The following is a 22,431-nucleotide window of genomic DNA, read 5'->3' on the forward strand; positions in this document are numbered from 1 at the left end:
AGCCAACAATAAATAACAATAAATAACAATAAGCAGTGTAGACTATGCAAGCTCAGCAACAAGGTTTAAATAAAGGTTGGCGCGGCCGCATTCAGGCCCTGGGCCCGGGAATGTTAATGGCTACCGCTGCCATTGGTGGCTCGCACCTGGTGGCGTCCACTCAGGCAGGGGCCTTATTTGGCTGGCAACTTATCTGGCTGATATTGCTAGTTAATATACTAAAATATCCGTTTTTCCGCTTTGGTGTGCAGTATACATTGCAGCATAATGAAAGTTTGTTGCAGGGCTATCAGCGCAAGGGTAAGGCTTACTTTTATAGCTTTATTGGCTTAACTATTATTGCTGCAGTAGTCAATACCGCCGGGGTGCTATTGCTCACCGCCAGCCTGTTACAGTATGCGCTGCCGGGGACGGTATCAATCACCTTGTTGTGTTGGCTTATTCTGGCGGTGTGCTTGCTGATTTTACTGCTCGGCCATTACCGAGCGCTGGATACGGTATCCAAGCTGATTATGCTGCTGCTGACCATAACGACTGTAGTTGCAGTGGCTATTGCCTGGCAAAATGGTGCGCAGGCACCGGCTGACTATATTGGCCCCACGCCCTGGACTCTGGCGGGGTTAGGTTTTTTAGTGGCGTTAATGGGCTGGATGCCGGCGCCTATTGAAATTTCAGCCATCAGCTCGTTATGGTTAAAAGCCAAGCAGCGCCATACCCACATTACCCGCGCGCAGGGGCTGTTCGATTTTAACCTGGGTTACTGGCTGACCGCGACGCTGGCCTTAGTATTTTTATCGTTAGGTGCTTTGGTGCAATACGGTAGTGAGCAACCGATTGCGCTGGCCGGCAGTGCTTTTGCCCAGCAACTAATGAATATGTATGTCAGCACTATTGGCGACTGGTCGCGGCCGTTGGTGGCACTTATTGCTTTTTTATGCATGTTTGGCACCACCATTACCGTATTAGATGGCTATGCCCGCACCCTGAATGAGTCGTTTATTTTAGTAGGCTGGCAACAGCCAACCAATCGCCGTAGCCTAAGTCTCTGGCTGTTAGCGCAGGCAGCCAGTGGTATGGCACTTATTTTATTTTTTAGCTCGGCGCTTGGCCCCTTACTCACTTTTGCCATGACGCTGGCCTTTTTAACCACGCCAGTATTTGCCTGGCTAAATTTCAGTTTAATGCGCGGTAACGGCGCCATAGCATTAAGCTGGCCGCTGCAATGGCTAAGCTGGGTTGGCCTAGTTTATCTTAGCGGCTTTGCATTGCTGTTTCTGGCCTGGTTTAGTGGCTTGTTGTCATAGACTAAAATCGGCTTACAACGCCAGCGCTTTTCACTGCAGGCAATACCCGACACGCCGCCACCAACCGTTTTCAATATAACAATCATCTAACTGGCGTAGGATATTAATCTGATGAGCGATGGCGTCTTCCAAATTATTTTTTCTAAAGTCAGGATCTATCCAACCCTATCACTACCGTTGCCCATGCAGTAACACCTAGCACAAGCAGGCCGGTAACTATTTCAATACTTATAACTGCCCGTAGGCGTTGCAAGGCCAGCGGCTTTGGCAGTTGTGGTACTAGCAGCAATTTATTGATGGCACCCAGTCCCAGCAGTAGCAGCACCAGGCTAAACTTAACCAACAACGTTTGGCCATACGCGGTTTGCCACAGCTGGCGCAAATCTTCGAGCAATAGCAATAGCATCAGGCCGCCCGCTAACAATAATAAGCCAACAAAAAACAGTGCCAGCACGCCAAACTGCTGCATCAGTCGGGCAGTTAGCGCTGGTGTGGCAATTCGGCTTATTTGCCACAATGGCAGCAGTGAACCCATCCAGAGCGATACTGCGATAAGATGAAGCAACAGTGCTAACTGCCCATACCATGGGCTATGAACTAAATGACCATTAAAGGTATAGGCTAAAACAATGCTGAGGCAGGCAACAGGCGCAACCATGCGCAGCAGCGGTTGGCGCCAGATAACAACGTGGCTAATGGCAAAAAGGAAAAAACCGCAAAATGCCAAGCCCCAACTGAGGCCCATATTGCCCGCCAATAGCATACCGTAAAGCTCCCAATCAGCGAAACTGGCCCAGCCCTGGCCACTGAATTGTAGTAATTGCAGCATAAATGCCAGCATTACGCTGCATAGCCCCAGCAGCGCCGCCGCCAAACCGTAATAACGCAACCAAGCCATTACCGCGTTATCCTGTTTGCTAAGCAGGGTAATATAATAGCCACCTATTACGCCTGCGCTGGCAAGGTACAGCAGCACTTTTGCCAGCCAGCTGCCAAGGTTAAATACATCCACAAGTAATTCCTCTAACAGGGCTGAACCCTGCAGTACTCAGTGTACTATTTTGACCAATGAATATGGCTAACCTGCCAATTATCGTTACTCAGTTGTAGGTGCTGTGGTTACGGCAACTGCAGTGGGGTTAACAATAAAACTAAAGTTGCCTTCAATTTTATGGCCATCGTCACCCATGCCCATCCAAAAAACCTGATATGACGCCGCGGCTAATGGGGCGTTAGTTGGCACGACAAAACGGGCTTTAGCCGTGTTACTGCGTTTAAAGTTCAGCGCAACATCCTGTCCTGCATCATCTTTTAAACTCACGCTCATTAAACGTAGCGGCGCGCCAAACTCCAGGTTTAGCTGGTTCACTGCAGTAACCGTCTGACCATTTGCTGGTGCAGAGGCGGTTAAACTGGTGTGAGCCCAGACTTGGGTTGGCGTAACTAACGTCAGTAGCGCCGCTAAAGCGAGCAGCGCAGCAGAATAAACGGCGTTGCTATTTACAAGGGGGAAACGTGTAATAACGCTCATTTTTGTTCTCCTTCATGTGCGCTGGGCGCTGTTTTTTCAATGGCGGTTACCACTAGCTTTGTGCCTATCTTCTTAACTTGGAATTGCACGTTATCACCTGGTGCTAAGCCCTCGAACAAGGTTTTATCGTCAATTTGAAACACCATTGTCATGCCGGGCATTGCCAGGCTTTTTATTGCTTCATGTTTCAGGGTGATTTTGCCGTATTCAACGTCTATCTTACGTACCGTGGCTACGGTCATATCTTCCGCCGCAGCCGCAGGTAGCGTTTCGGCGTTCTGGTGATGTTCAGCATGAGCTTGCTGTGCCAAGGTTGCACACGATGCTAATGCCGCGAATAACACAGTAATACTTACAGTTAATAATTTCATCATTCACCTGTTGTTAGTTATGCCCATTATGGCCTTGAGGTTTACGTACTGTTACTTCCAGCTCTTTTGCCGCTGGTTGCTCTACTGACATAAGCTGGCCGCCATGCTCTGCCGAGCGTTTTGGCGCAGTTATATCGCCGTTCCACTCGCTGGCGACTGTGCCTTCCGGGTGTTTAAACCAACCCGGATCAGCATAATCATTCGGCGCCTGATCTTCTCTAACTTTAATAACACTGAACATACCGCCCATTTCCACCGAGCCAAAGGGGCCGTCGCCGGTCATCATTGGTAAGGTATTGTCTGGAAGTGGCATGGTCATTTCGGTCATATCGGCCATGCCACGCTCGCCCATTACCATATAATCAGGCACCAGGGTCTGGATTTTTTTAGTCATGCCACTATGGTCAACACCTATCATGGTTGGCACATCATGGCCCATTGCATTCATGGTATGGTGCGACTTGTGACAGTGGAATGCCCAGTCACCTAATTCATCCGCCACAAATTCAATTTGGCGCATTTGGCCTACCGCAATGTCGGTGGTGACTTCTGGCCAGCGACTGCCCGGTGGTGTGGGGCCGCCGTCAGTACCGGTAACTGTAAACTCATGGCCATGAATGTGGATGGGGTGGTTAGTCATGGTCAGGTTACCAATGCGGATCCGCACCTTGTCGTTTTTACGCACCACCAAAGGGTCAATTCCCGGAAAGGCCCGGCTATTCCAGGTCCACAGGTTAAAATCCAGCATCGTCATGATTTTTGGTGTGTAGGCGCCTGGCGCTATATCATAGGCATTAAGCAAAAACACAAAATCGCGGTCTACTTCTTCAATATACGGGTGAGCGTCTTTTGGATGCGTTACCCAAAAGCCCATCATGCCCATGGCCATTTGCACCATCTCATCGGCATGAGGGTGATACATAAAGGTGCCGGGACGCCTGGCAACAAACTCGTAAACGTAGGTTTTACCTACCGGGATAGCCGGCTGGTTTAAGCCTGACACGCCATCCATGCCATTGGGCAAACGTTGCCCATGCCAGTGAATAGAGGTATGTTCTGGCAGTTTATTGGTGACAAAAATTCTTACTCTGTCCCCTTCCACCACCTCAATAGTGGGTCCCGGTGACTGACCGTTATAGCCCCATAAATGCGCCTTCATGCCTGGCGCTATTTCCCTGATTACCGGCTCCGCCACCAAATGGAATTCTTTAACGCCATTATTCATGCGCCAGGGCAAGGTCCAGCCATTTAGCGTGACAACTGGGTTGTAGGGTCGGCCTGAGGTGGGCAACGAGGGTGTCATAGTGTCTGCCGAGCTTTGGCTCACCACTTCTGGAATACCCGCCAGTGCCGCTCTACTGACCGACGCGACGCCAACACCTGCGGTAATTGCCCCGATGCTTTTTAGTAACTCACGACGTGAAAACATAATAACTCCTTAATGTTCGGCGCCAGCAGCGCTACTAACAGACGGCAATTCGGTGCTGCTGTTTATCGTGACCGGTACCCCAATCATCACTAAATCTAATTGCGATTTAGCCAGCCAAAAATCCCGGTTAGCATTAACATAACCGGTTACTGCATTAATTTGGTTGCGGGCGTCGGCAATAAGCTCAAACACGCTGATAAACATACCGTTGTAGCGCAATTGATTTTCTTCGGCAATTTGCTGTTGAATTGGCAACATGGCGTTTTTGTAATGTTGCGCTATTTCATGCATGGCGCTGTACTGATAATAGCTTTGTCTTAATGCTGAGCGGGCGCTAATACCAGTAGCAAAAGCGTGGTTAAATGCTTGTTTATACTGATACTCTGCTTTTTTCACCCGATACGAGCCCCAATCGAAAAGTGGCAACTCTAATACGGCTTTATAGCTTCGCTCTGAACGGTCTTGCAGATTACCGCCAACTTCTAATTCAAAGGCATTAATAAAGCGGGTGGCTTTAGTCAGGCCTGCGCTATTGGCAATAAACGCCAGCTGTAATGTTGCCAGCCTGACATCCAGTCGCTGGTCTAGCCCATCTTGTGCAACACTTTGCCACTGTGCTATCTGAGTTGGCATGTCGGGTAAGCGCTCTGGTAAAATTAACTGCTCTGACTGCTGCCACAAGCCCAACTGGCTTTGCAGAGTCTCTTTACTGCTATAGGCTGCCTGCCGTGCTTTCACTAAGTTAAGGGTAGCATCCGTTAACAGGCTTTGTTCACGTAAATAGTCTAGTTTATTAAAGTTACCTGCCTGCAGCATACGTGTTGCCAATTCAGCACCGGCTGCCGTGGTGGTATGCACCTGCTCGATGTAACGCAGTACCTCCTGCGCCGCTACGGCGTTCCAATAGGCGTGTCGGGTGTCGGCAATCATGCTGGCAATACGTTGCGCGGTGGCTAAGCGGGCCTGCTCAAAGCGGTTTGTTGCTAACTGCCGTATTTTGGGCAAGGTAAGCAAGGCCAGAATGTTAAAGCCAAACTCCAGCTCTGTTGCATAATCACCATCAGACACACTGCGGGTTAGCATAATGGCCGGGTTTGGTAGTTGCGATGCCTGTTGCAGTTGCGTAGCCGATACGCCCAGCGCAAATAACTCAGCTTGCAACGTTTTACTGTTAAGAACGGTTATTTCTACTGCGGTATCTAAGGTTAACGGCGTCAGTAATAACTGCTGCACCCGTTGCTGTATTTGTTGCTGCTGCTCATCGCTGTCAATACGTTGCAGTGGTGTCGGATTGATGGCCGCAATATCAGCCTGTACTGCACTTATCGGGTTACCCGGATTAATCGCACATGCTGTCAGGCTGACCATTACTGTTGCTAGCGTAACAAGCTTAGCCATTGCCGTAAATGACGTTTTGCTACACTGCTGTTTGGGCATGGCCATAATCAATGCCCCTCATGCTTATTGGCTTTAGGTTCAGACATCTGGTGCTGCCTATGCTGCTCATGCTGGCCGCTGCCTTCAGTGGCATAAAACATCCAGCCGCCAATCTGGTGTACCCGCTGGTTTACTTCAGCCCAGTTACCCAGGGCAGGAATGGTCGCTTGTGGTGTAGTAACCGACATATAAGGTGGCGCCAGCATTGCAGCGTTTTGTTGCAGTGATGCGGGTAGTGTCAGCTCAGTTGCTGACAGCGTATGGGCAAACAAAATGCTGATGATTGAACATCCGGCACCTGCCAGCACGGTTAGGATTTTACGGCTGAACATAACAATATCCTTAATTAATTTACAGGAAAATGTATACATAATAGACAAGCGGCAGTGTTCAGACACTGGCTCGAGTAGTTTCGTTACCTAAAAGGGACGTTTTAGAGGATTAAGCAGACTTTGGTGGTCGTTCTTGGGGTATAACCACACCAGCGGTAGGGAAGTAGGCAAACTGCAAGGCTTTATCATGATAATGGGCTTGCGCCACAGTAAATAGTGCCGGCAAAGGCGCGCAATGTATCGAACAACAATGGTCGCATGCTTCGCAGGGCTCAGCATTGGCGGCACTTTCATGCGCGTGACTAGCTGCAGTGCTATCTAATGAGTTTTTTGCAACATGCTGATGCTGGGCGTGTGACGTTAGATCAGCTGCAGAGTTAGAAACGGAGAGTGTTGGGTTGATATGCTGTTGTTGTCCTTGGCAATGTACCATGGCGTACGCCCCTGTTCCCTTTAAGAGAAACAGAAAGCATAGTGCCATAATGAACCAATTGTTGCAGCGCATGTGTTATCCAACGATTGTATTGTCTATAGGATAGGCGTTATTACTTAAAAGTTCAAATTCGTTTGTGGTATTGAACAGGGCTGGAATGAAGTTCCAGCCCTTACTAAATGAAGTGAGCTACAACGCCAGTGTTTTTTCCCCACGGGCAATACCCGACACGCCGCTGCGGACCACCTCTAAAATTATGGTGGTGCTTAGCGCCTGAATAAAGGCGTCTAGTTTGTCGCTGGTGCCCACCAATTGCACGGTGTAGGTGCTGGTGGTAACGTCGATAATTTGGCCGCGAAAAATATCGGCACAGCGTTTTACTTCATCGCGCGCCGCGCCGCTGGCTTTTACTTTTACCAGCATTAACTCGCGCTCCAGATGTGGTGACTCGTTTAAGTCAGTCAGTTTTACCACTTCAATCAGCTTATGCAGCTGTTTAGTAATTTGCTCAATGACCTGGTCGTTACCATGGGTTACCAGCGTTAGGCGCGATAAGGTGGCGTCTTCGGTGGGGGCCACAGTTAACGAGTCAATGTTGTAACCACGTTGGGCAAATAAGCCGACCAGCCTGGCTAAGGCGCCCGATTCATTCTCCAGCAGAACAGAAATAATATGCCGCATGTTAAGTCCTCTCTGTTTTGCTTAAGAACATGTCATTCATTGCACCGCCAGGAATGTGCATCGGGTACACGTGTTCTTTCGGGTCTATATGAATGTCGAGGAACACCAGCTGATCTTTTAAGGCAAACGCCCGCTCCAGTGCCGGAATTAACTGTTCAGGTTCGGTTACCCGAATACCCACATGGCCATAAGCTTCCGCTAATTTAACAAAGTCGGGTAATGAATCCATATATGAGCTGGCATAGCGCGACTCATAGTTCATATCCTGCCATTGTTTAACCATGCCTAAATAGCCATTGTTCAGGTTAATAATTTTTACCGCCAGGCCGTATTGCTTGCAGGTTGAGAGTTCCTGAATATTCATTTGAATAGAACCCTCACCCGTCACACAAACGACATCTTCGTCGGGATAATTTAGTTTGACCCCCATGGCTGCCGGCAAACCAAAGCCCATGGTGCCGAGGCCGCCAGAGTTAATCCAGCGGTTGGGTTTGTTAAAACCATAATACTGCGCGGCAAACATCTGGTGCTGGCCTACGTCGCTGCAGACATAGGCATTACCTTTAGTTATTTTACTTAGCTGTTCAATAACATACTGTGGTTTTAGCATCGGGGCTGCGTTGTCGTAACGGCCACCGTGCAATGCGCGCCAGTCGTCAATTTGTTGCCACCATTTTTTCAAGGCAGCAGTGTCCAGTTTTTTCTTTTTCTGCGCCAACAGCTCCAGCATGTCTTCCAGCACCGGTTTCACTAGGCCCACTATTGGAATGTGGGCATTAACGGTTTTAGAAATACTGGCCGGGTCAATATCAATATGAATAATAGTGGCGTCTGGGCAGAATTTTTTGGTGTTATTGGTTACCCGGTCATCAAAGCGGGCACCCACTGCTAGAATTAAATCAGCGTTATGCATGGTTTGGTTTGCTTCATAGCTGCCATGCATACCCAACATGCCAATAAATTGCTTATCGCCAGAAGGGTAACATCCCAACCCCATCAGCGTATTGGTGACCGGTAAATTCAGTAGCTGCGCCAGTTCCGTTAGCTCTTTTGACGCACCGCCCATAATAACGCCACCGCCAGCATATAAAATGGGCCGTTTTGCTGCCAGCAGCGCCGTAACCGCTTTTTTAATCTGACCACTGTGGCCTTTTAATTTTGGCTGATACGAGCGCAGCTTCACTTCGCTGGGGTAGTGGTAGGGAAAGGTTTGGCTGGGGATAGTCATGTCTTTTGGAATATCGATTACCACTGGCCCGGGGCGACCACTTTGGGCAATATAAAAGGCTTTTTTGATGATGGCCGGAATATCTTCTGGCCGGCGCACCGACATATTGTGCTTACAAATGGGCCGGGAAATGCCAAGCATATCGGTTTCCTGAAAGGCATCTTCGCCAATTAAATGGCTCATTACCTGGCCGGTTAATACCACCATTGGAATGGAATCCATATAAGCGGTGGCAATACCCGTAACGGCATTGGTGGCACCCGGCCCCGACGTAACCAGCACGGCGCCGGCTTTACCACTGGCGCGGGCATAGGCGTCGGCCATGTGAGTTGCCGCCTGCTCGTGACGCACCAATACATGTTTTACTTTGGTTTGTTGAAATAAGGCATCATAGATATGTAGCACAGCGCCACCCGGGTAGCCGTAAAGATACTCTACCCCTTCATCGGCCAGTGCTCTGATAATCATCGCGGCGCCCGATAGCATCTCGGTTTGTTTAGTTTGGCTTGTCATGGTGTCGTCTCATCGTTTATGTAGCAAAAATATAGAACCAACGCTGATTGCTCAGTACTGGTTTAACACTGCGGTGCACTAATGGCACTGCCGGTTTGCTACGTGGACGGGTTGGCAACTGACGTTCTTGTTGTTGCTTCTTATGAAGTCATATTATATGAACGCGTAATCAATTTACGGGATGTCATAACGAATGTCGATGGTTTTTTCTGATTTGCCGCTAGCGGCTGGACGCTTGTAAAATAGCAAGCCTGGCCACATAGTATGGCCAATACTGCAAAATACAGGACTGGTTAGTTATGCAAAGCCCCATTATTGAAGTAAGTGTAGAAAATGCCCGTGAGGTGCTGGAACAATCGAAACAGCAGCTGGTGGTGTTTCAGTTTCATTCGGCTCGCAGCGAAGGCTGTCAGCAGTTAACGCCTATTCTAATGGCGATAGTGCAGCGCTATCCGCAGCAGCTGTTACTGGCCAGGGTAGATTGCGATCAGCAGCAAGATTTAGCCACGCAATTTGGGGTGCAATCGTTGCCTACGGTTATGCTGATTAAAGATGGCAGGCCGGTAGATGGTTTTGCCGGGGTAGAAACCGAGCAGGCCATTATGGCCAGGTTACAGCCGTATTTACCCAAACCAGAAGATGAGCTGATTGCCCGCGCGCAGCAGTTTCTGGCCGAAAAAAACCCTAAAGAAGCCTACACGCTATTTAAACAAGCGGTCGATTTAGCCCCCGAGCGGGCTGAACTAAAAGTATGGCTGGCTGATACCGCGGTCAGTCTTGGCCAATTGCCGCAGGCACAGGCCTTGTTAGCTGACGTAAAACTAGCCGATCAGGACAGTGTTTTTAAAGCAGTAACCGCTAAGTTAGAACTGGCCCTGGAAGCCGCTGATACCCCGGAAATTCAGGCACTGGAGCAGCAATTGGCTGCCAAGCCAGATGATAACAGCCTTAAAGAGCAGTTAGCGGTGCAGTATCAGGCGGTGCAACGTAGTGAAGAAGCGCTGGGGCTATTGCTGGGTATTTTACGGCAAGATTTAAATTACGGTGGCAGCAAAAAGCTGTATTTAGATATTCTGGCGGCGCTACCAAAAGGCGATGTGGTGGCCAGTCAATATCGGCGTAAGCTCTACAGCTTGTTGTATTAGTGGCTGAAGTATCGACACTGCAGCAAGCCTTTATACGCTGCAGTGCGCTATTGCAACAATACCGGGACTACTGGCAGTTAATGCCTTTTTCTTGTCAGCAGCTACCATGGCATAACCCCGCATTACAACAACGTTTGCTAAGCATACCAGAAGAGCAGCTTGCGGCTATTGACCAGAGCCCGGCGTTGCAGCAACACCATTTTGGCGACCTGTTTGCGGGTTTAGATAGTGTGGCCAATTATCGCCATGTGGCAACGGCTAAAACGCCGCCAGACTCAGCCGGAATGTTAAAGCCGGTCCCATTTTGGTTGACCAATGGTATTGCGGGTCGAAAAGTGGCGCAAATTACCGCGTTTGCCAGCCAGTTACCGCAAACCAGTCTGCCTCTGCTGGAATGGTGTGCTGGGAAAGGCCACCTTGGCCGCTTGTTGTCCTGGCAGTTTGAGCGGCCGGTAACCAGTATCGAATGGCAACAACCGTTATGTGTTGCTGGCCGCCATTTGGCCGCGCAGTTTCATATTCCACAACGTTTTGTGCATGCCGATGTACTTACCCCGCAGGGTAGCGCAGAACTGGCAGCGCAGCAGCAGGTCGTCGCATTGCATGCCTGTGGCCAGCTGCATATTCAGTTGTTACAGCAGGCGGTAGCTGTGGGCTGTCAGCAATTGCATGTGGTGCCATGTTGTTATCATTTAATTGATAGTGAGCAATATCAGCCGTTATCAGCTTTGGGGCAACAACACGATTTAGCGCTAAGTCAGCATGATTTAAAATTGGCGGTGCAAGGCCAGGTAACGGCCGGTGCCCGTACTGAAAAACTGCGACATACCGAAGTGCAGTGGCGTTTGGCTTATCAGGCACTGCGTGCTGCATTGACTGGCGATAGCAACTACCGGCCGTTATCGTCGGTGGCAAAGCATTGGTTTGCTGGCGATTTTGCTCACTTTGCCTGTTGGGCTGCGGCAGAGCATCAGCTAAGCCTGCCGGCGAAACCCGATTGGCCATATTATTTACAACGTGGCACTACGCATGCCGCACTGGTGCGGCGAATTGAATTGGTACGGCATTTATTTCGCCGGCCATTAGAATTATGGCTGGTGCTGGATCGTGCTCTTTATCTGGAACAACAGGGGTATCAGGTACAATTAAGCGCTTTTTGTGATTACCAGGTTACACCGCGCAACTTGTTGCTGCAGGCAGTACGACAGCCCGCTGCGGTATCACAGCATATATAAAAAAGTGTCTAGCACGCCACTTGCTGTTCGGTACTGGCCGGTAGGTCTTGCTGATAAAACGCTTGTATTTGCAGGTCTTTAGTTTGCCATCGTTGGTTTAACCATTGCTGAAAACCTTCCCGAAACAGCGCATCGTTAAAATAATCACCCATCACCTGCTCATCTACTGCCAGTATATCAGCCTGAATCACAATCCGTTTTAAACGGCCCATTAACATGTCCAGTGCTACATGCTGCCGGTTGTCCGGATAAATTAAGGTTAGGTCTAAAATGGCATTAAACTGCTCGCCCATACTGGCCAGCGTAAAGGCAATACCACCGGCTTTTGGCGGCAGTAAGTGTTGAAACGGACTGTTTTTTGCCTGTTTTTTGTGCTCAGTACAGCGACTTCCTTCGACAAAGTTAATGATGGTGGTCGGCACGGTTAAAAATTTAGCGCAGGACTGCCGGGTCGTTTCAATATCTTTACCTTTAAGATGCGGGTACTTGGTTAGGGTTGCCGGGTTATAGCGTTTCATAAACGGCATATCCAAGGCCCAGCAGCTACTACCTAAAAATGGCACCCATTTCAGCTGGTCTTTTAAGAAAAATTTAGGCTCCGGGATAAGCCGGTGTGCAAAACTACTGACCACCGGAATATCTAACCAACTCTGGTGATTAGCAATCAACAAGTACCAGTTATCACTAGTTAGGCTGGTTTCGCCAGATATTTGCCATTCAACGTCATTAAACAGATTGATCAGGCCGGTATTTACATTAGTCCAGCCACGAAAACAACTACGGCCTGCCATCGCCAGTAATTTTTGAGCGGGGTGAAAGGGTAACAGCAGTTTAAGAATACCTAACGGCGTCACCAAGATGCCCCAAAACGCTAAATTCAGCGCAAAGCCGCTAAAACTGAAGGGTACCAGCAACCAGCCCGGTAAAAAACTTAACATCAGCCTACTCCTTTTTGCGCTAATGCAGCTAACTCCTGATCTTTTTGCCGCCATAACTGATTAACCCACTGCTGAAACCGTTCCCGGTGCTCAGGGTCGTTATAGTCACCCATTACATCACTTGTTATTGGCAATACCTTAATGTTAACCGTTATAGCACGAACTTTACCGGAAATATAATCCCAATAGGTTGGAATACCCTGTGGATAGTGAATAGTAACATCAAGCATTTTGTGCAGTTGACTGCCCATCGCGGCCAACACAAAGGCTACACCGCCCGCTTTAGGTTTTAATAAGCGGTTAAACGGAGATTGTTGCAGATCATGTTTTTCTTTAGTGAAGCGGGTGCCTTCCACAAAATTCATAATGGTGGTGGGTTTATATTGAAACTTGCGACACGCTTTGCGGGTGGTTTCAATATCTTTACCCTGTAAATGGGGGTGTTTTGCTAAGAAGCTTTTGCTGTAACGTTTCATAAAGGGAAAATCCAGCGCCCACCAACAAATGCCTAATAAAGGCACGTAAATCAGCTCTTTTTTCAGAAAAAACTTAATAAAGGGAATTTTGCGGTTAAACACTTTTTGCAATACCAAAATGTCGGCCCATGACTGGTGGTTGGCTAAAATAAGATACCAATCTTTACGCGACAGTTGCTCTAAGCCATTAACATTCCAATGAATGTTGGTGAATATCGCCGTGGTAACATTATTCAGGCTAATCCAGGCCACAGCACAAGCGTTAAGTAATTGGCTAATAAAGGCTTGCCAGCGGGTAATGGGGGGAAGTTTTAGCAGCGCTAACAACACTATTGGCACAAACCAGAACAAGGTATTGATAAAGTACAATAACACCGACAACACGCCAATTAATGGCTTAGGTAAAAATGATAACATAGCGCACCTGGTTATTTAGTGCTGCCGCTGTGGCAACAGGAAATAAGCTTAAGACCAACAGAGCAGCCATTGGCTGCTCTGTTGACGTCCGATCAAATGCTATTCTAGCTTAATCTTCGAAGTAGGTATAACCATAAACACCGGATTTAAGTTCATCCAGTAAGGCGTCTTTTTGGGCATCACTCATGTCTAGTTTAGCCAGCTGTTTAGTGTACGATGCCAGCAACTTAATGGCATCAAACTGCACATAACGTAGCACGTCGGCCACGGTATCGCCTTTGATAATGTTGGTTAGCTTATAACCGCCATCTTCAGTCAGCTCGACATGCACCGAGTCAGTGTCGCCAAACAGGTTATGTAAGTCGCCCAGAATTTCCTGATAGGCACCCACCATAAACATGCCCAGTAAGTACTGTTCATCTTCTTTATAAATGGGTAGTGGCAGGCTTGATTCAATACCATTTCCATCGGCATAGCTTTTTAACTGGCCGTCGGAGTCGCAGGTTATATCCTGAATAATAGCCCGATGATCCAGTGGCTCCAGCATCCGCTCCAGCGGCATTACCGGGAAAAGCTGGTCAATACCCCAGGCATCTGGCATTGACTGAAATAACGAGAAGTTAACGAATAACTTGTCTGCCAGTTTCTCGTTAAGTTCATCATGAATAGCGCGGTGCGAGCGCGCCGATAAATCTAAATTAGCCCGAACTTTGTTAATGGTGGCAAAGTAAATTTGTTCCAGTAATGACCAGTCTTTTAGTGTCAGTAAGCCGTGCACATATTGGGCATGCGCGTCGGTAAAGTAGTGAATGGCATCATGATACGCTTCCACGGCTGAGCGTGGCGTAACATTCTGATACGCTTCCCATAAACCTAATATAACGGTGGGGGCATCATCACTGGGCTCGGGTAAGTTTACCAGCCCTGGTGCCCGCTCAATATCAATAGCATCGGTTACCAGTACCGCATGGTGAGCCGTCATGGCTCGGCCAGACTCAGTTATAATGTCCGGATGCGGTAAATTGTATTCGTCACACACTTCTTTTAAGCCATTTACCACATTCCGGGCATATTCCATCATGGTGTAGTTCATTGAACAGGCCGAGCGTGATTTTGAGCCCTCGTAATCTACCCCTAAGCCACCACCTACGTCTACCGTGGTAATCGGCACGCCTAAGGTGCGCAGTTCTGCATAGTGGCGGGCACATTCACGAATAGCATTGTGAATATCACGGATATTGGCAATTTGTGAACCAATATGAAAATGCACCAGCTGCAGTAAGTCGAGCTTGCCGGCGCTGCGTAATACTTCAATAGCTTGCAATACCTGGGTAGCGGTTAAACCAAACTTACCCTTTTCGCCGCCGGTATTTTGCCATTTACCTTTGCCAACAGAGTTTAAGCGAATGCGAATACCAATGCGCGGTGCGGCACCCAGGTTATCAATTTCCCGCAATAGCGTTTTTAATTCAGACAGTTTTTCAACCACCACGTATACCGTGTGGCCCATCATGTGGCCAATGGTGGCCAGGCGCAAAAATTCGCTGTCTTTGTAGCCATTACAGACAATTTGCAGCGGTTTTTCAGTGACCCCTAAAATGGCCATCAGCTCTGGTTTGCTGCCTGCTTCTAGGCCAACTTTGCCACTTTCGTGGCTAATTAAGCGTTTTACTACTGAAAACTGCTGGTTAACCTTAATGGGGTAAACTGCAGTGTACTGACCCTGATAGTCTTTTTCAGCTTTAGCCGTTTGAAAAGACGTGATCAGAGTATCGACCCGGTGCTGTAAAATGTCGGTAAATCGCACCAGTACGGGTAAAGTCAGGCCCTCTTCTTTAAAGCGCTGGGTCAGCTCCGGAAAGCTTATCCCCGCTTTACTGTGATCTTGATCCGGGTAGGCAATAAGATTGCCCTCCTGGTTCACATCAAAATAGCCTTCACTCCACACGGCAACGTTATAAATTGAACGCGCCTTTTCAATACCCCAATCAGCCATTATGGTTCCTTAAAAAGTTTTTAGTCAGATAGTGTAAAGCCTATGCCCGGAAGCTGCAGCAAAAAACGATAAAAATTTGTTTGTTGCTGCTCATACAGGCAAAATATGCCACCTATACGTTTAAAGGGAAAAAAGATGTCAGTATTTGATGACAAAAAGTGGCTAACCGAAGTGTTTGCCGACAGCGGTAGTGTTTTCGGGTTGGCTATTACTAAAAAACTGGATGAGGTTCAGTCGCCATTCCAAAAAATAGCCATGTACGAAACCAGCCATTTCGGTAATTTAATGGTTATTGACGACGTGATTATGCTCAGTAGCCGCGATAACTTTTTGTACCATGAAATGCTTAGCCATCCGGTACTGTTTACCCATCCTAACCCAAAAAATGTGGTAATTATTGGTGGTGGCGATTGCGGCACCCTACGTGAAGTATTAAAGCACCCTGGGGTAGAAAGCGTTATTCAGATTGATATTGATGAGCAAGTTACCCGCATGGCAGAAAAATACTTTCCGGAATTATGTGCCTCTAATAATGATCCGCGGGCCACGTTGCAATTTGCCGATGGTATTCAGTTTATGCGCGATGCACCAGCCGCGTCGGTTGATATTATTATTGTTGATTCAACCGATCCTATCGGCCCGGGTGAAGGTTTATTTAACCAGGCTTTTTATGCCAGTTGCTTGCAAGCGTTAAGGTCGGGTGGTTTTTTAGTACAACAAAGTGAGTCGCCGTTAATTCATATGCCGTTATTATCGGCGATGCGCCAGGCAATGAGTAATGCTGGCTTTGCTGCGTTGCAAACCCTTAATTTTCCGCAAATGGTTTACCCGTCTGGTTGGTGGACCTGCACTTTAGCCCGCAAAGGCGCGGCATTTAATGGTTTTCGCGAAGCTGATGCGCAGCAAGCGCCTTTTAGCACGGAATATTACAACGTCGACATTCATAAAGCGGCCAGTGCTTTGCCTAACTTTATGAAAAAGGCCCTGGAAACATAGTAAATTAATAACCAGAGCCGATAAGCCAGCTAGCGGTAAGCTAAAATGAATTTGAAACAAAGCTTGCCTAATTGGCAAGCTTTTTGTACATTTATTACTCATAACAAGGGTGAAGTACTATGAGATACGTGTCGTTATTATTTTTTTTGGCTTTTTCAGTACAGGCAACGGTATATAAATGCGAAACAAATGGTGTAGTTGAATTTAGTCAGTTCTCCTGTGCCAAGGATGCCGAGGCTCTGGATATGCGACCTGTAGGCACGGCTTTATCTGGTACCCCTGGTGAATTCCGGCAGCAGGTTGATGCGGTGAAACGAAAAAGTCGCTTTGTCGAATTTAAAATAGCCAAGCTAGAGCAGGAAAAAACACTGGCTATCGACGCGCTTAAATCTGAGCAATATAAGCTTAGACGTAGTTTCCCCCGGACAGAAGAAGTTGCTGCAGTGGCTCAGAAAATAGCCCGCGCTGAACAACGCTATGCTGAGCAAATTAGTACTGAACGGGCTACCTTGCGTGGACTGCAGGCGCAGGTAGTCACTCTGGAGCGTCAATACGCTAATACCAATAATTAATAGTGTAATTATAGTCGATATTAACATTTAACCCTACTTTAGAAACCTGTCAGCCCCGCATGCGGGGCTTTTTTGTGCCAGCAAATGTTAAGAAATGGCTCCAAATTAACTGATGAGTTAATTAAATATCCTTATGTTAATTTATAAATTTATATGCTAATAATTGTTCGCAGTTTAAGCAGTTAATGACAACGCAAATAACAAAAAGGAAGCATATGAACATGTCATTTAAATATTCACTTTGTGCGCTGGCGGTTAGTTCGCTTGGTTATAGCAATTTTAGTGCGGCCCAGCAAAATGCAGATCAAGCGACCACACAGCAGCTTGAAAGAATTGAAGTAACCGGGTCTCGTATTAAACGGAATGATATGGAAGGTGCATCGCCAATTGATATCATTAGCCGTGATGAAATTGCTAAGTCTGGCTTTTCAAATTTACAGCAACTGTTAGAGCGCACGCCAGTTGCAGGAACCGGTACTTTTTCTACCCGCGGCAATAACCAGGATTCAACGGCTAACGGTGGTGCAGCTATCAGTTTGCGCGGCTTCGGATCTGACGCCACCTTGGTGTTAATTAACGGTCGTCGGGTGGCGGTGAGTGCCTTTGCTGAAAATATTGCTAACTCGTTTGTCGATATTAACTCGATACCCGTGGCGGCTATTGAGCGAATTGAAATATTAAAAGACGGTGCTTCGGCAGTGTACGGCTCAGATGCCGTTGCCGGTGTCGTGAATATTATAATGCGTAAAGACTTTGATGGCGCTGAGTTAAGTGTCAGTCATGGCGGCACTACGGGCCCGTCTTACGATGAAACGTCGGCAAGTTTGGTTTGGGGTACCGATACCGATGATGCTAACGCCACATTAATTCTGGATTACTTTAAAAATACCGTTATAACTGGTGCAGAGATGGGCCGCTTTGGAACGGCCAACCAGGCTCCCTATGGTGGTATGGATTTACGTTCGTCGCGTGGTTTTCCTGGCAATTTTATTGTTAATGGTCAAACGCGGATTGATCCGGGATGCCCAACAGACCGTGCATTTGGCCAAACCTGTGTGTTTGACTATGGTCCTTTTGGTATGGTGGTGCCTGCAGCAGAACGTGTTGGGGCAATTTTTCAAGGTAGTCAGCAATTTACGCCGGGTTTGCAAGGGTACGTTGAATTGGCGGTGCAGCATAACAGCTCGCAGGCCGCAGGTGCCCCTACACCGCTGGATCGTGATGCTGGCTTAACCGTTCCCGCGTCGCATCCATATAACCCTTTTGGTGAAGATATTGCGATAAATCGTTTTCGTACCGTAGATGCCGGCCCGCGCACCTGGGATATCGAATCTGATTCAATGCGAATAGTAGTAGGTTTACGCGGCCAGTTACAAGACTGGGACTGGGATATTGCTGCACAAAAAGGTCGCAGCGAATCGATGCAAACCGGCAGTAAACAGCAAGGCTGGGTCCGCACTGACTTTTTACAACAACAAATTAATTTAGGTAATTATAATCCGTTTGGTGGTGTTATTAACTCGCCAGAGGTTATTGACGCTATTACCACTTCATTGGTGCGCCGTGGTGAATCGCATATTACTGCATACGATGCCAGCATCAGCGGTGAAGCCTTCGCCTTAGGTGAGCAAGTGGTATCGATGGCAGCCGGTGTTGAATACCGGGAAGAAGATGCTTTTGACCAGCCAGATGACCAGTTTCAGCGCGGTTTAATTTTCGGTACAGAATCGGTGTCAGCGCAAGCTAAGCGCGATCAGTATGCGGCCTATGTTGAGTTTTTAGTGCCATTATCTGATGAGCTGGAGTTCACGGTAGCCGGGCGTTACGATAATTATAGCGATTTTGGTTCTACTACCAACCCGCAGTTTACGATGAAATGGCGGCCACTGGATAACTTTACCCTGCGCGCTTCATTTGGTCAGGGTTTTAGAGCACCATCACTGGCCCAAATTGGCCTGGGGCCGTCGCAAGAGTCGGTTTTTTTTACCGATACCTTTCGTTGTCCAACGCCTGATACCGCCAACCCAGCTTGTGCTGCAACCGACTACACCATCGTATTTGAAGGCAGTGAAGGCTTGCAACCAGAAGAATCAGAAACCTTTAACCTGGGTGCCGTGTGGCAGGTTAGCGATGAATTTGATGTCACCATGGATATCTGGAGTATCACTCAGGACAACAAAATTGATAAAAACGATTATCAAAATGTTTATAACGCCGAGTGTAATAATCAGAACAGTACCATTTGTCAGCGCCTAGCGCCGTTACCAGGCCAAACATTGGGCGAATTTTCCCGCTTGTTTAACAGCTATGTAAATATTAGCTCGCAGGAAGCAACCGGCTTGGATCTGTCTACTTCATATCTGCTGTCGTTACAGGATATGGGGCAAGTAAGGCTTAACCTGGATTGGTCTTATATCAATAAATTTGAGAAAAATGGTATTGATTACGCTGGCGAGTATAACTATCCACAACACCGTTGGTTGGCCGCTGCTGATTGGAATTATGGTGATTGGGGCGTAGTAACCAGCTTGAGCTATATTGGCGAGTTTGAAGATTATGCGCCGCCAAGCGAAGTAGAAAACACCAGTACTCGGGCTATTAGTGCCCAAATGTTATTGGATGTTCAGCTGCGTTATAGTCTGAATGATAAAACGCAGTTGGTGCTCGGCATGAATAATGCGCTGGATGAAGATCCGCCATTTGCGATTGGCGATGGTGATAGCGATCTTTATGGTTATGCGTCACGGGTGCATAACCCACGTGGTCAATATGTATACGGTAAAGTGAGCTATCGTTTTTAACTGAAGGCACAAATAGAAACAGCGCCTTTTGGCGCTGTTTCTATTTGTGGCAGGTGGTTATTCCACAACAGGTTCAATATGAATTTCTACCCGGCGATTTTGCGCACGGTTAGCCTCAGAGGTGTTGGCTACTGCTGGGTAATTAGGGCCATAGCCCTGAGTTTCTAATCGGATTGATTGCACGTTTTGCGCCATCAGATAGTTTTTTACCGCATCAGCCCGCGCCATTGATAAGTTCATATTATATTGATAAGGCCCGGTATCATCAGTGTGGCCGGCTATAACCAGCATGGTTTTCGGATAGTCGCGCAGCACTTTGGCAATATCATTGAATGCTGGAAACAGGTTGGGCTTGATATCAGAGCGGTTGATATCAAAGGTAAGCTGGGCCGGAATATCTAGGCGTAACTTATCGCCATCACGGATTACTTTTACTCCGGTGCCGCTCAATTCTTCGTTTAAGGCTTTTTCTTGATTATCCATATAACTACCAACGGCGGCACCGGCTAAAGCGCCGACTGCGGCACCAATAATCAACCGCTTATCTTTATTGTTGCCGGTGGCTTTGCCAGCAATGGCACCAGCTACCGCGCCAATGGCGGCGCCACGTGTAGTGTTAGATTGATTGGCACAGCCTGCTAAAACAAGGCTGGCAGCAAGTGTAGCAACAGCAAAAGACGTTAATTTCATAATGTATTCCCTTATTAAGATAAGTACAGCTTAGCACTGCTCTCTGAATTACTGCTGAACTTAAGCATTATATTAACGGTAATGAGCCATGCTTTGATGTAGATTTAATGTGAATAGAATTCCCTTTCGCAGTTTTTTTGGGTAAGGTAAGCTGGTTTTGGGCAGTACAAGTGTTGCTCGCAATTGAAAAACAACCAGGGCTTGTCTAATGATAATTATAATTCGTTGTTTTTGTTTGTTATTTTTTTTAGGGTTTAGTCAGGTAGTCAGTGCCAGTGTGTTTAAATGTACGGCAGCAGATGGCAGCGTAGTGTTTCAGGGCGCCGCCTGCATCTCGGGTAACGAGGCACGCATTGACATGCTGTTTGGCGAGCAGACGATTAATGAACCGATGGCGCTGTTAAATGGTAGCTGGTGTGAACTGGGGAAGTCTAAAGTGCTGGGCGGTACGGTGTATCGGGATGAGGCGTTAAGTAGAACCTGGATCTTCGATAAGCATGAAATGACCCAGCATATTCAGCAAGGCCAGCGGCAAGACACTTTTAACTATAATATTCGTCAACGTACTGGTCAATTTGTAATTGATCATCCGGCTTTTGGCAGCGGCCAGGTTAACTGGCATGTCAGGCGACATACCGAACAGGAACTGGTTATTGCCGCCTATGGCAGCTTTACTCACCTGACTGCAGGTGAATGCGACATTACTGTGGTCAGTACTAAAAACTAATAGACATATAGACGCCCAAACCTTAAGCTGCTGGCAATAATCAGCGGGAGTGTATTATGGCCTTTGTGTCCTGGCGTCGTATCGTTATTAAAGTGGGCAGTGCCTTAATTGCGCCAACCGCACAAGGTTGCTCTACCCGTTATTTGCTTACCATTGCCCGTTTTATTGCCGAATGTCGCCTGGCAGGTAAAGAGGTAGTATTAGTATCCTCTGGTAGCGTAGCGGCAGGGCGCAATGCTATTATCGCTAAGCAGCAGCCGCTGCCCATCAATATTAAACAAGCCATGGCAGCTGTTGGCCAAAGCCGCATGATGGCCAGTTGGAGCCAGTTATTTGATTTTAACTGCGCCCAAATTTTACTGACTCATGCTGATCTGCAAGACCGACGCCGTTATCTGAATATCGACAATACCCTGCGTACCTTACTGGCTAACCAAGTGTTACCTATCGTTAATGAAAATGACAGTGTGGCCACCGCCGAACTACGAGTGGGCGACAATGACAACTTAGCGGCTTTGGTGGCCATAGTGGTCGATGCGGATGTACTGCTAATTTGCTCTGACATTGATGGTCTATATACTGCTAATCCGCGGTTAGAACCTGGCGCCCGGCATCTTGCTGAAGTGGCCGAGATCACCAACGCTATTTATGCTATGGCGGGTGGCAGCCACCATGCCATAGGTACTGGTGGTATGCTAACTAAAATTCAAGCTGCTGATAAAGCGACCAAAGCGGGTATTGATACGCTGATCATAAATGGTCAGGATGCGGCCAGTTTCGAGCGTTTACTGAGCGGTACCGCGGTGGGTACTTATTTTGTTCGCCAGCAAGACCGGCGTAGTGCCAAAAAGCATTGGTTGTTAAATACCTTAACCCAGCAAGGAGTGGTGCAAATAGACGTTGGCGCCAGTGCTGCGCTCCAAAGCAAAGGTGCTTCACTGTTAGCCAGTGGTATTGTTGCCAGTAGCGGCCATTTTGAGAAAGGTGATGCCGTGCTGATAGTTAACGCGGCGCAAAAGCCGCTGGCTAAAGGGATAAGCCAGTACAGCGCACACGAGTTATCAAAAATTAAAGGGCTGCACAGTAAGCAAATCGATGCCGTGCTAGGCTATTGCCCGAGTGAAGAAGTGGTGCATCGCAACGATTTAGTGTTACTGAGCTAACCTTAAGGTGCAACTC

Annotated in this window: 21 protein-coding genes; 8 read left to right on the forward strand and 13 right to left on the reverse strand. The window is 47.8% G+C overall.

Features of this window, described 5'->3' with window-relative positions:
* The first annotated feature begins 44 nt into the window (after window positions 1-44).
* Complete coding sequence (locus tag VT06_RS12240; RefSeq protein WP_046554603.1) at window positions 45-1,304, forward strand: NRAMP family divalent metal transporter; 1,260 nt, start codon at window positions 45-47, stop codon at window positions 1,302-1,304.
* A 148-nt stretch (window positions 1,305-1,452) separates the two neighbouring features.
* Here VT06_RS12240 and VT06_RS12245 read toward each other — a convergent pair whose 3' ends face one another.
* From VT06_RS12245 to VT06_RS12285, 9 genes are all read right to left on the reverse strand, one after another.
* A complete protein-coding gene (locus VT06_RS12245; protein ID WP_046554604.1) occupies window positions 1,453-2,316 on the reverse strand; it encodes a CopD family protein in 864 nt (287 codons plus the stop codon).
* A gap of 84 nt (window positions 2,317-2,400) precedes the next feature.
* The gene (locus VT06_RS12250) at window positions 2,401-2,835 is read right to left on the reverse strand and encodes a copper resistance protein CopC (RefSeq protein WP_052750253.1); all 435 of its coding nucleotides are present in this window, start codon (window positions 2,833-2,835) and stop codon (window positions 2,401-2,403) included.
* Complete coding sequence (locus VT06_RS12255) at window positions 2,832-3,206, reverse strand: copper-binding protein (protein WP_052750254.1); 375 nt, start codon at window positions 3,204-3,206, stop codon at window positions 2,832-2,834. Before VT06_RS12255 ends, VT06_RS12250 begins: the two co-directional genes overlap by 4 nt.
* Window positions 3,207-3,219: 13 nt before the next feature.
* Complete coding sequence (locus VT06_RS12260; protein ID WP_046554605.1) at window positions 3,220-4,635, reverse strand: multicopper oxidase family protein; 1,416 nt, start codon at window positions 4,633-4,635, stop codon at window positions 3,220-3,222.
* 9 nt (window positions 4,636-4,644) lie between these two features.
* Entirely contained in the window at window positions 4,645-6,078 is a 1,434-nt protein-coding gene (locus VT06_RS12265; RefSeq protein ID WP_052750255.1) for a TolC family protein, read from the reverse strand.
* 2 nt (window positions 6,079-6,080) lie between these two features.
* Window positions 6,081-6,404, reverse strand: a complete 324-nt coding sequence (locus VT06_RS12270) for a hypothetical protein (protein ID WP_046554606.1) — start codon at window positions 6,402-6,404, stop codon at window positions 6,081-6,083.
* Between the two features lie 109 nt (window positions 6,405-6,513).
* Window positions 6,514-6,837 (reverse strand): hypothetical protein, encoded by a 324-nt coding sequence (locus tag VT06_RS12275; protein ID WP_046554607.1) that lies wholly within the window; start codon window positions 6,835-6,837, stop codon window positions 6,514-6,516.
* A 189-nt stretch (window positions 6,838-7,026) separates the two neighbouring features.
* The gene (gene ilvN, locus VT06_RS12280; RefSeq protein WP_046554608.1) at window positions 7,027-7,518 is read right to left on the reverse strand and encodes an acetolactate synthase small subunit; all 492 of its coding nucleotides are present in this window, start codon (window positions 7,516-7,518) and stop codon (window positions 7,027-7,029) included.
* A 1-nt stretch (window position 7,519) separates the two neighbouring features.
* Window positions 7,520-9,259, reverse strand: coding sequence for an acetolactate synthase 3 large subunit (locus VT06_RS12285; protein ID WP_046554609.1), 1,740 nt, complete (start codon window positions 9,257-9,259; stop codon window positions 7,520-7,522).
* A 299-nt stretch (window positions 9,260-9,558) separates the two neighbouring features.
* Here VT06_RS12285 and VT06_RS12290 point away from each other — a divergent pair, with 299 nt between their 5' ends.
* Window positions 9,559-10,404: a tetratricopeptide repeat protein gene (locus VT06_RS12290; RefSeq protein WP_046554610.1), complete on the forward strand. Its 846-nt coding sequence runs from the start codon at window positions 9,559-9,561 to the stop codon at window positions 10,402-10,404.
* A complete protein-coding gene (locus tag VT06_RS12295) occupies window positions 10,404-11,639 on the forward strand; it encodes a methyltransferase (RefSeq protein ID WP_046554611.1) in 1,236 nt (411 codons plus the stop codon). The genes VT06_RS12290 and VT06_RS12295 overlap by 1 nt, the downstream gene beginning before the upstream one ends.
* Window positions 11,640-11,647: 8 nt before the next feature.
* On the opposite strand, the gene VT06_RS12300 is transcribed toward VT06_RS12295, so the two are convergent.
* The 3 genes from VT06_RS12300 to speA form a co-directional block, all read right to left on the reverse strand.
* A complete protein-coding gene (locus tag VT06_RS12300) occupies window positions 11,648-12,577 on the reverse strand; it encodes an acyltransferase (protein WP_046554612.1) in 930 nt (309 codons plus the stop codon).
* The gene (locus VT06_RS12305; RefSeq protein WP_046554613.1) at window positions 12,577-13,470 is read right to left on the reverse strand and encodes an acyltransferase; all 894 of its coding nucleotides are present in this window, start codon (window positions 13,468-13,470) and stop codon (window positions 12,577-12,579) included. Before VT06_RS12305 ends, VT06_RS12300 begins: the two co-directional genes overlap by 1 nt.
* Window positions 13,471-13,579: 109 nt before the next feature.
* Entirely contained in the window at window positions 13,580-15,466 is a 1,887-nt protein-coding gene (speA, locus tag VT06_RS12310) for a biosynthetic arginine decarboxylase (RefSeq protein WP_046554614.1), read from the reverse strand.
* Between the two features lie 135 nt (window positions 15,467-15,601).
* Between speA and speE the strand changes: the two genes are divergently transcribed.
* The 3 genes from speE (at window position 15,602) to VT06_RS12325 (ending at window position 19,835) form a co-directional block, all read left to right on the forward strand.
* The gene (gene speE / locus VT06_RS12315; protein ID WP_046554615.1) at window positions 15,602-16,462 is read left to right on the forward strand and encodes a polyamine aminopropyltransferase; all 861 of its coding nucleotides are present in this window, start codon (window positions 15,602-15,604) and stop codon (window positions 16,460-16,462) included.
* A 119-nt stretch (window positions 16,463-16,581) separates the two neighbouring features.
* Entirely contained in the window at window positions 16,582-17,034 is a 453-nt protein-coding gene (locus VT06_RS12320; protein WP_046554616.1) for a DUF4124 domain-containing protein, read from the forward strand.
* A gap of 221 nt (window positions 17,035-17,255) precedes the next feature.
* Window positions 17,256-19,835: a TonB-dependent siderophore receptor gene (locus VT06_RS12325; protein WP_235357421.1), complete on the forward strand. Its 2,580-nt coding sequence runs from the start codon at window positions 17,256-17,258 to the stop codon at window positions 19,833-19,835.
* A 57-nt stretch (window positions 19,836-19,892) separates the two neighbouring features.
* Here VT06_RS12325 and VT06_RS12330 read toward each other — a convergent pair whose 3' ends face one another.
* Window positions 19,893-20,525, reverse strand: a complete 633-nt coding sequence (locus VT06_RS12330; protein ID WP_046554618.1) for an OmpA family protein — start codon at window positions 20,523-20,525, stop codon at window positions 19,893-19,895.
* A 208-nt stretch (window positions 20,526-20,733) separates the two neighbouring features.
* On the opposite strand from VT06_RS12330, the gene VT06_RS12335 reads away from it, so the two are divergent.
* Both VT06_RS12335 and proB read left to right on the forward strand, forming a co-directional pair.
* The gene (locus tag VT06_RS12335) at window positions 20,734-21,252 is read left to right on the forward strand and encodes a DUF4124 domain-containing protein (RefSeq protein WP_052750256.1); all 519 of its coding nucleotides are present in this window, start codon (window positions 20,734-20,736) and stop codon (window positions 21,250-21,252) included.
* 56 nt (window positions 21,253-21,308) lie between these two features.
* The gene (gene proB, locus VT06_RS12340) at window positions 21,309-22,415 is read left to right on the forward strand and encodes a glutamate 5-kinase (protein ID WP_046554619.1); all 1,107 of its coding nucleotides are present in this window, start codon (window positions 21,309-21,311) and stop codon (window positions 22,413-22,415) included.
* Window positions 22,416-22,431 lie beyond the last annotated feature (16 nt).

The sequence above is a fragment of the Arsukibacterium sp. MJ3 genome (assembly GCF_000987765.1).
Classification (GTDB): Bacteria; Pseudomonadota; Gammaproteobacteria; order Enterobacterales; family Alteromonadaceae; genus Alishewanella.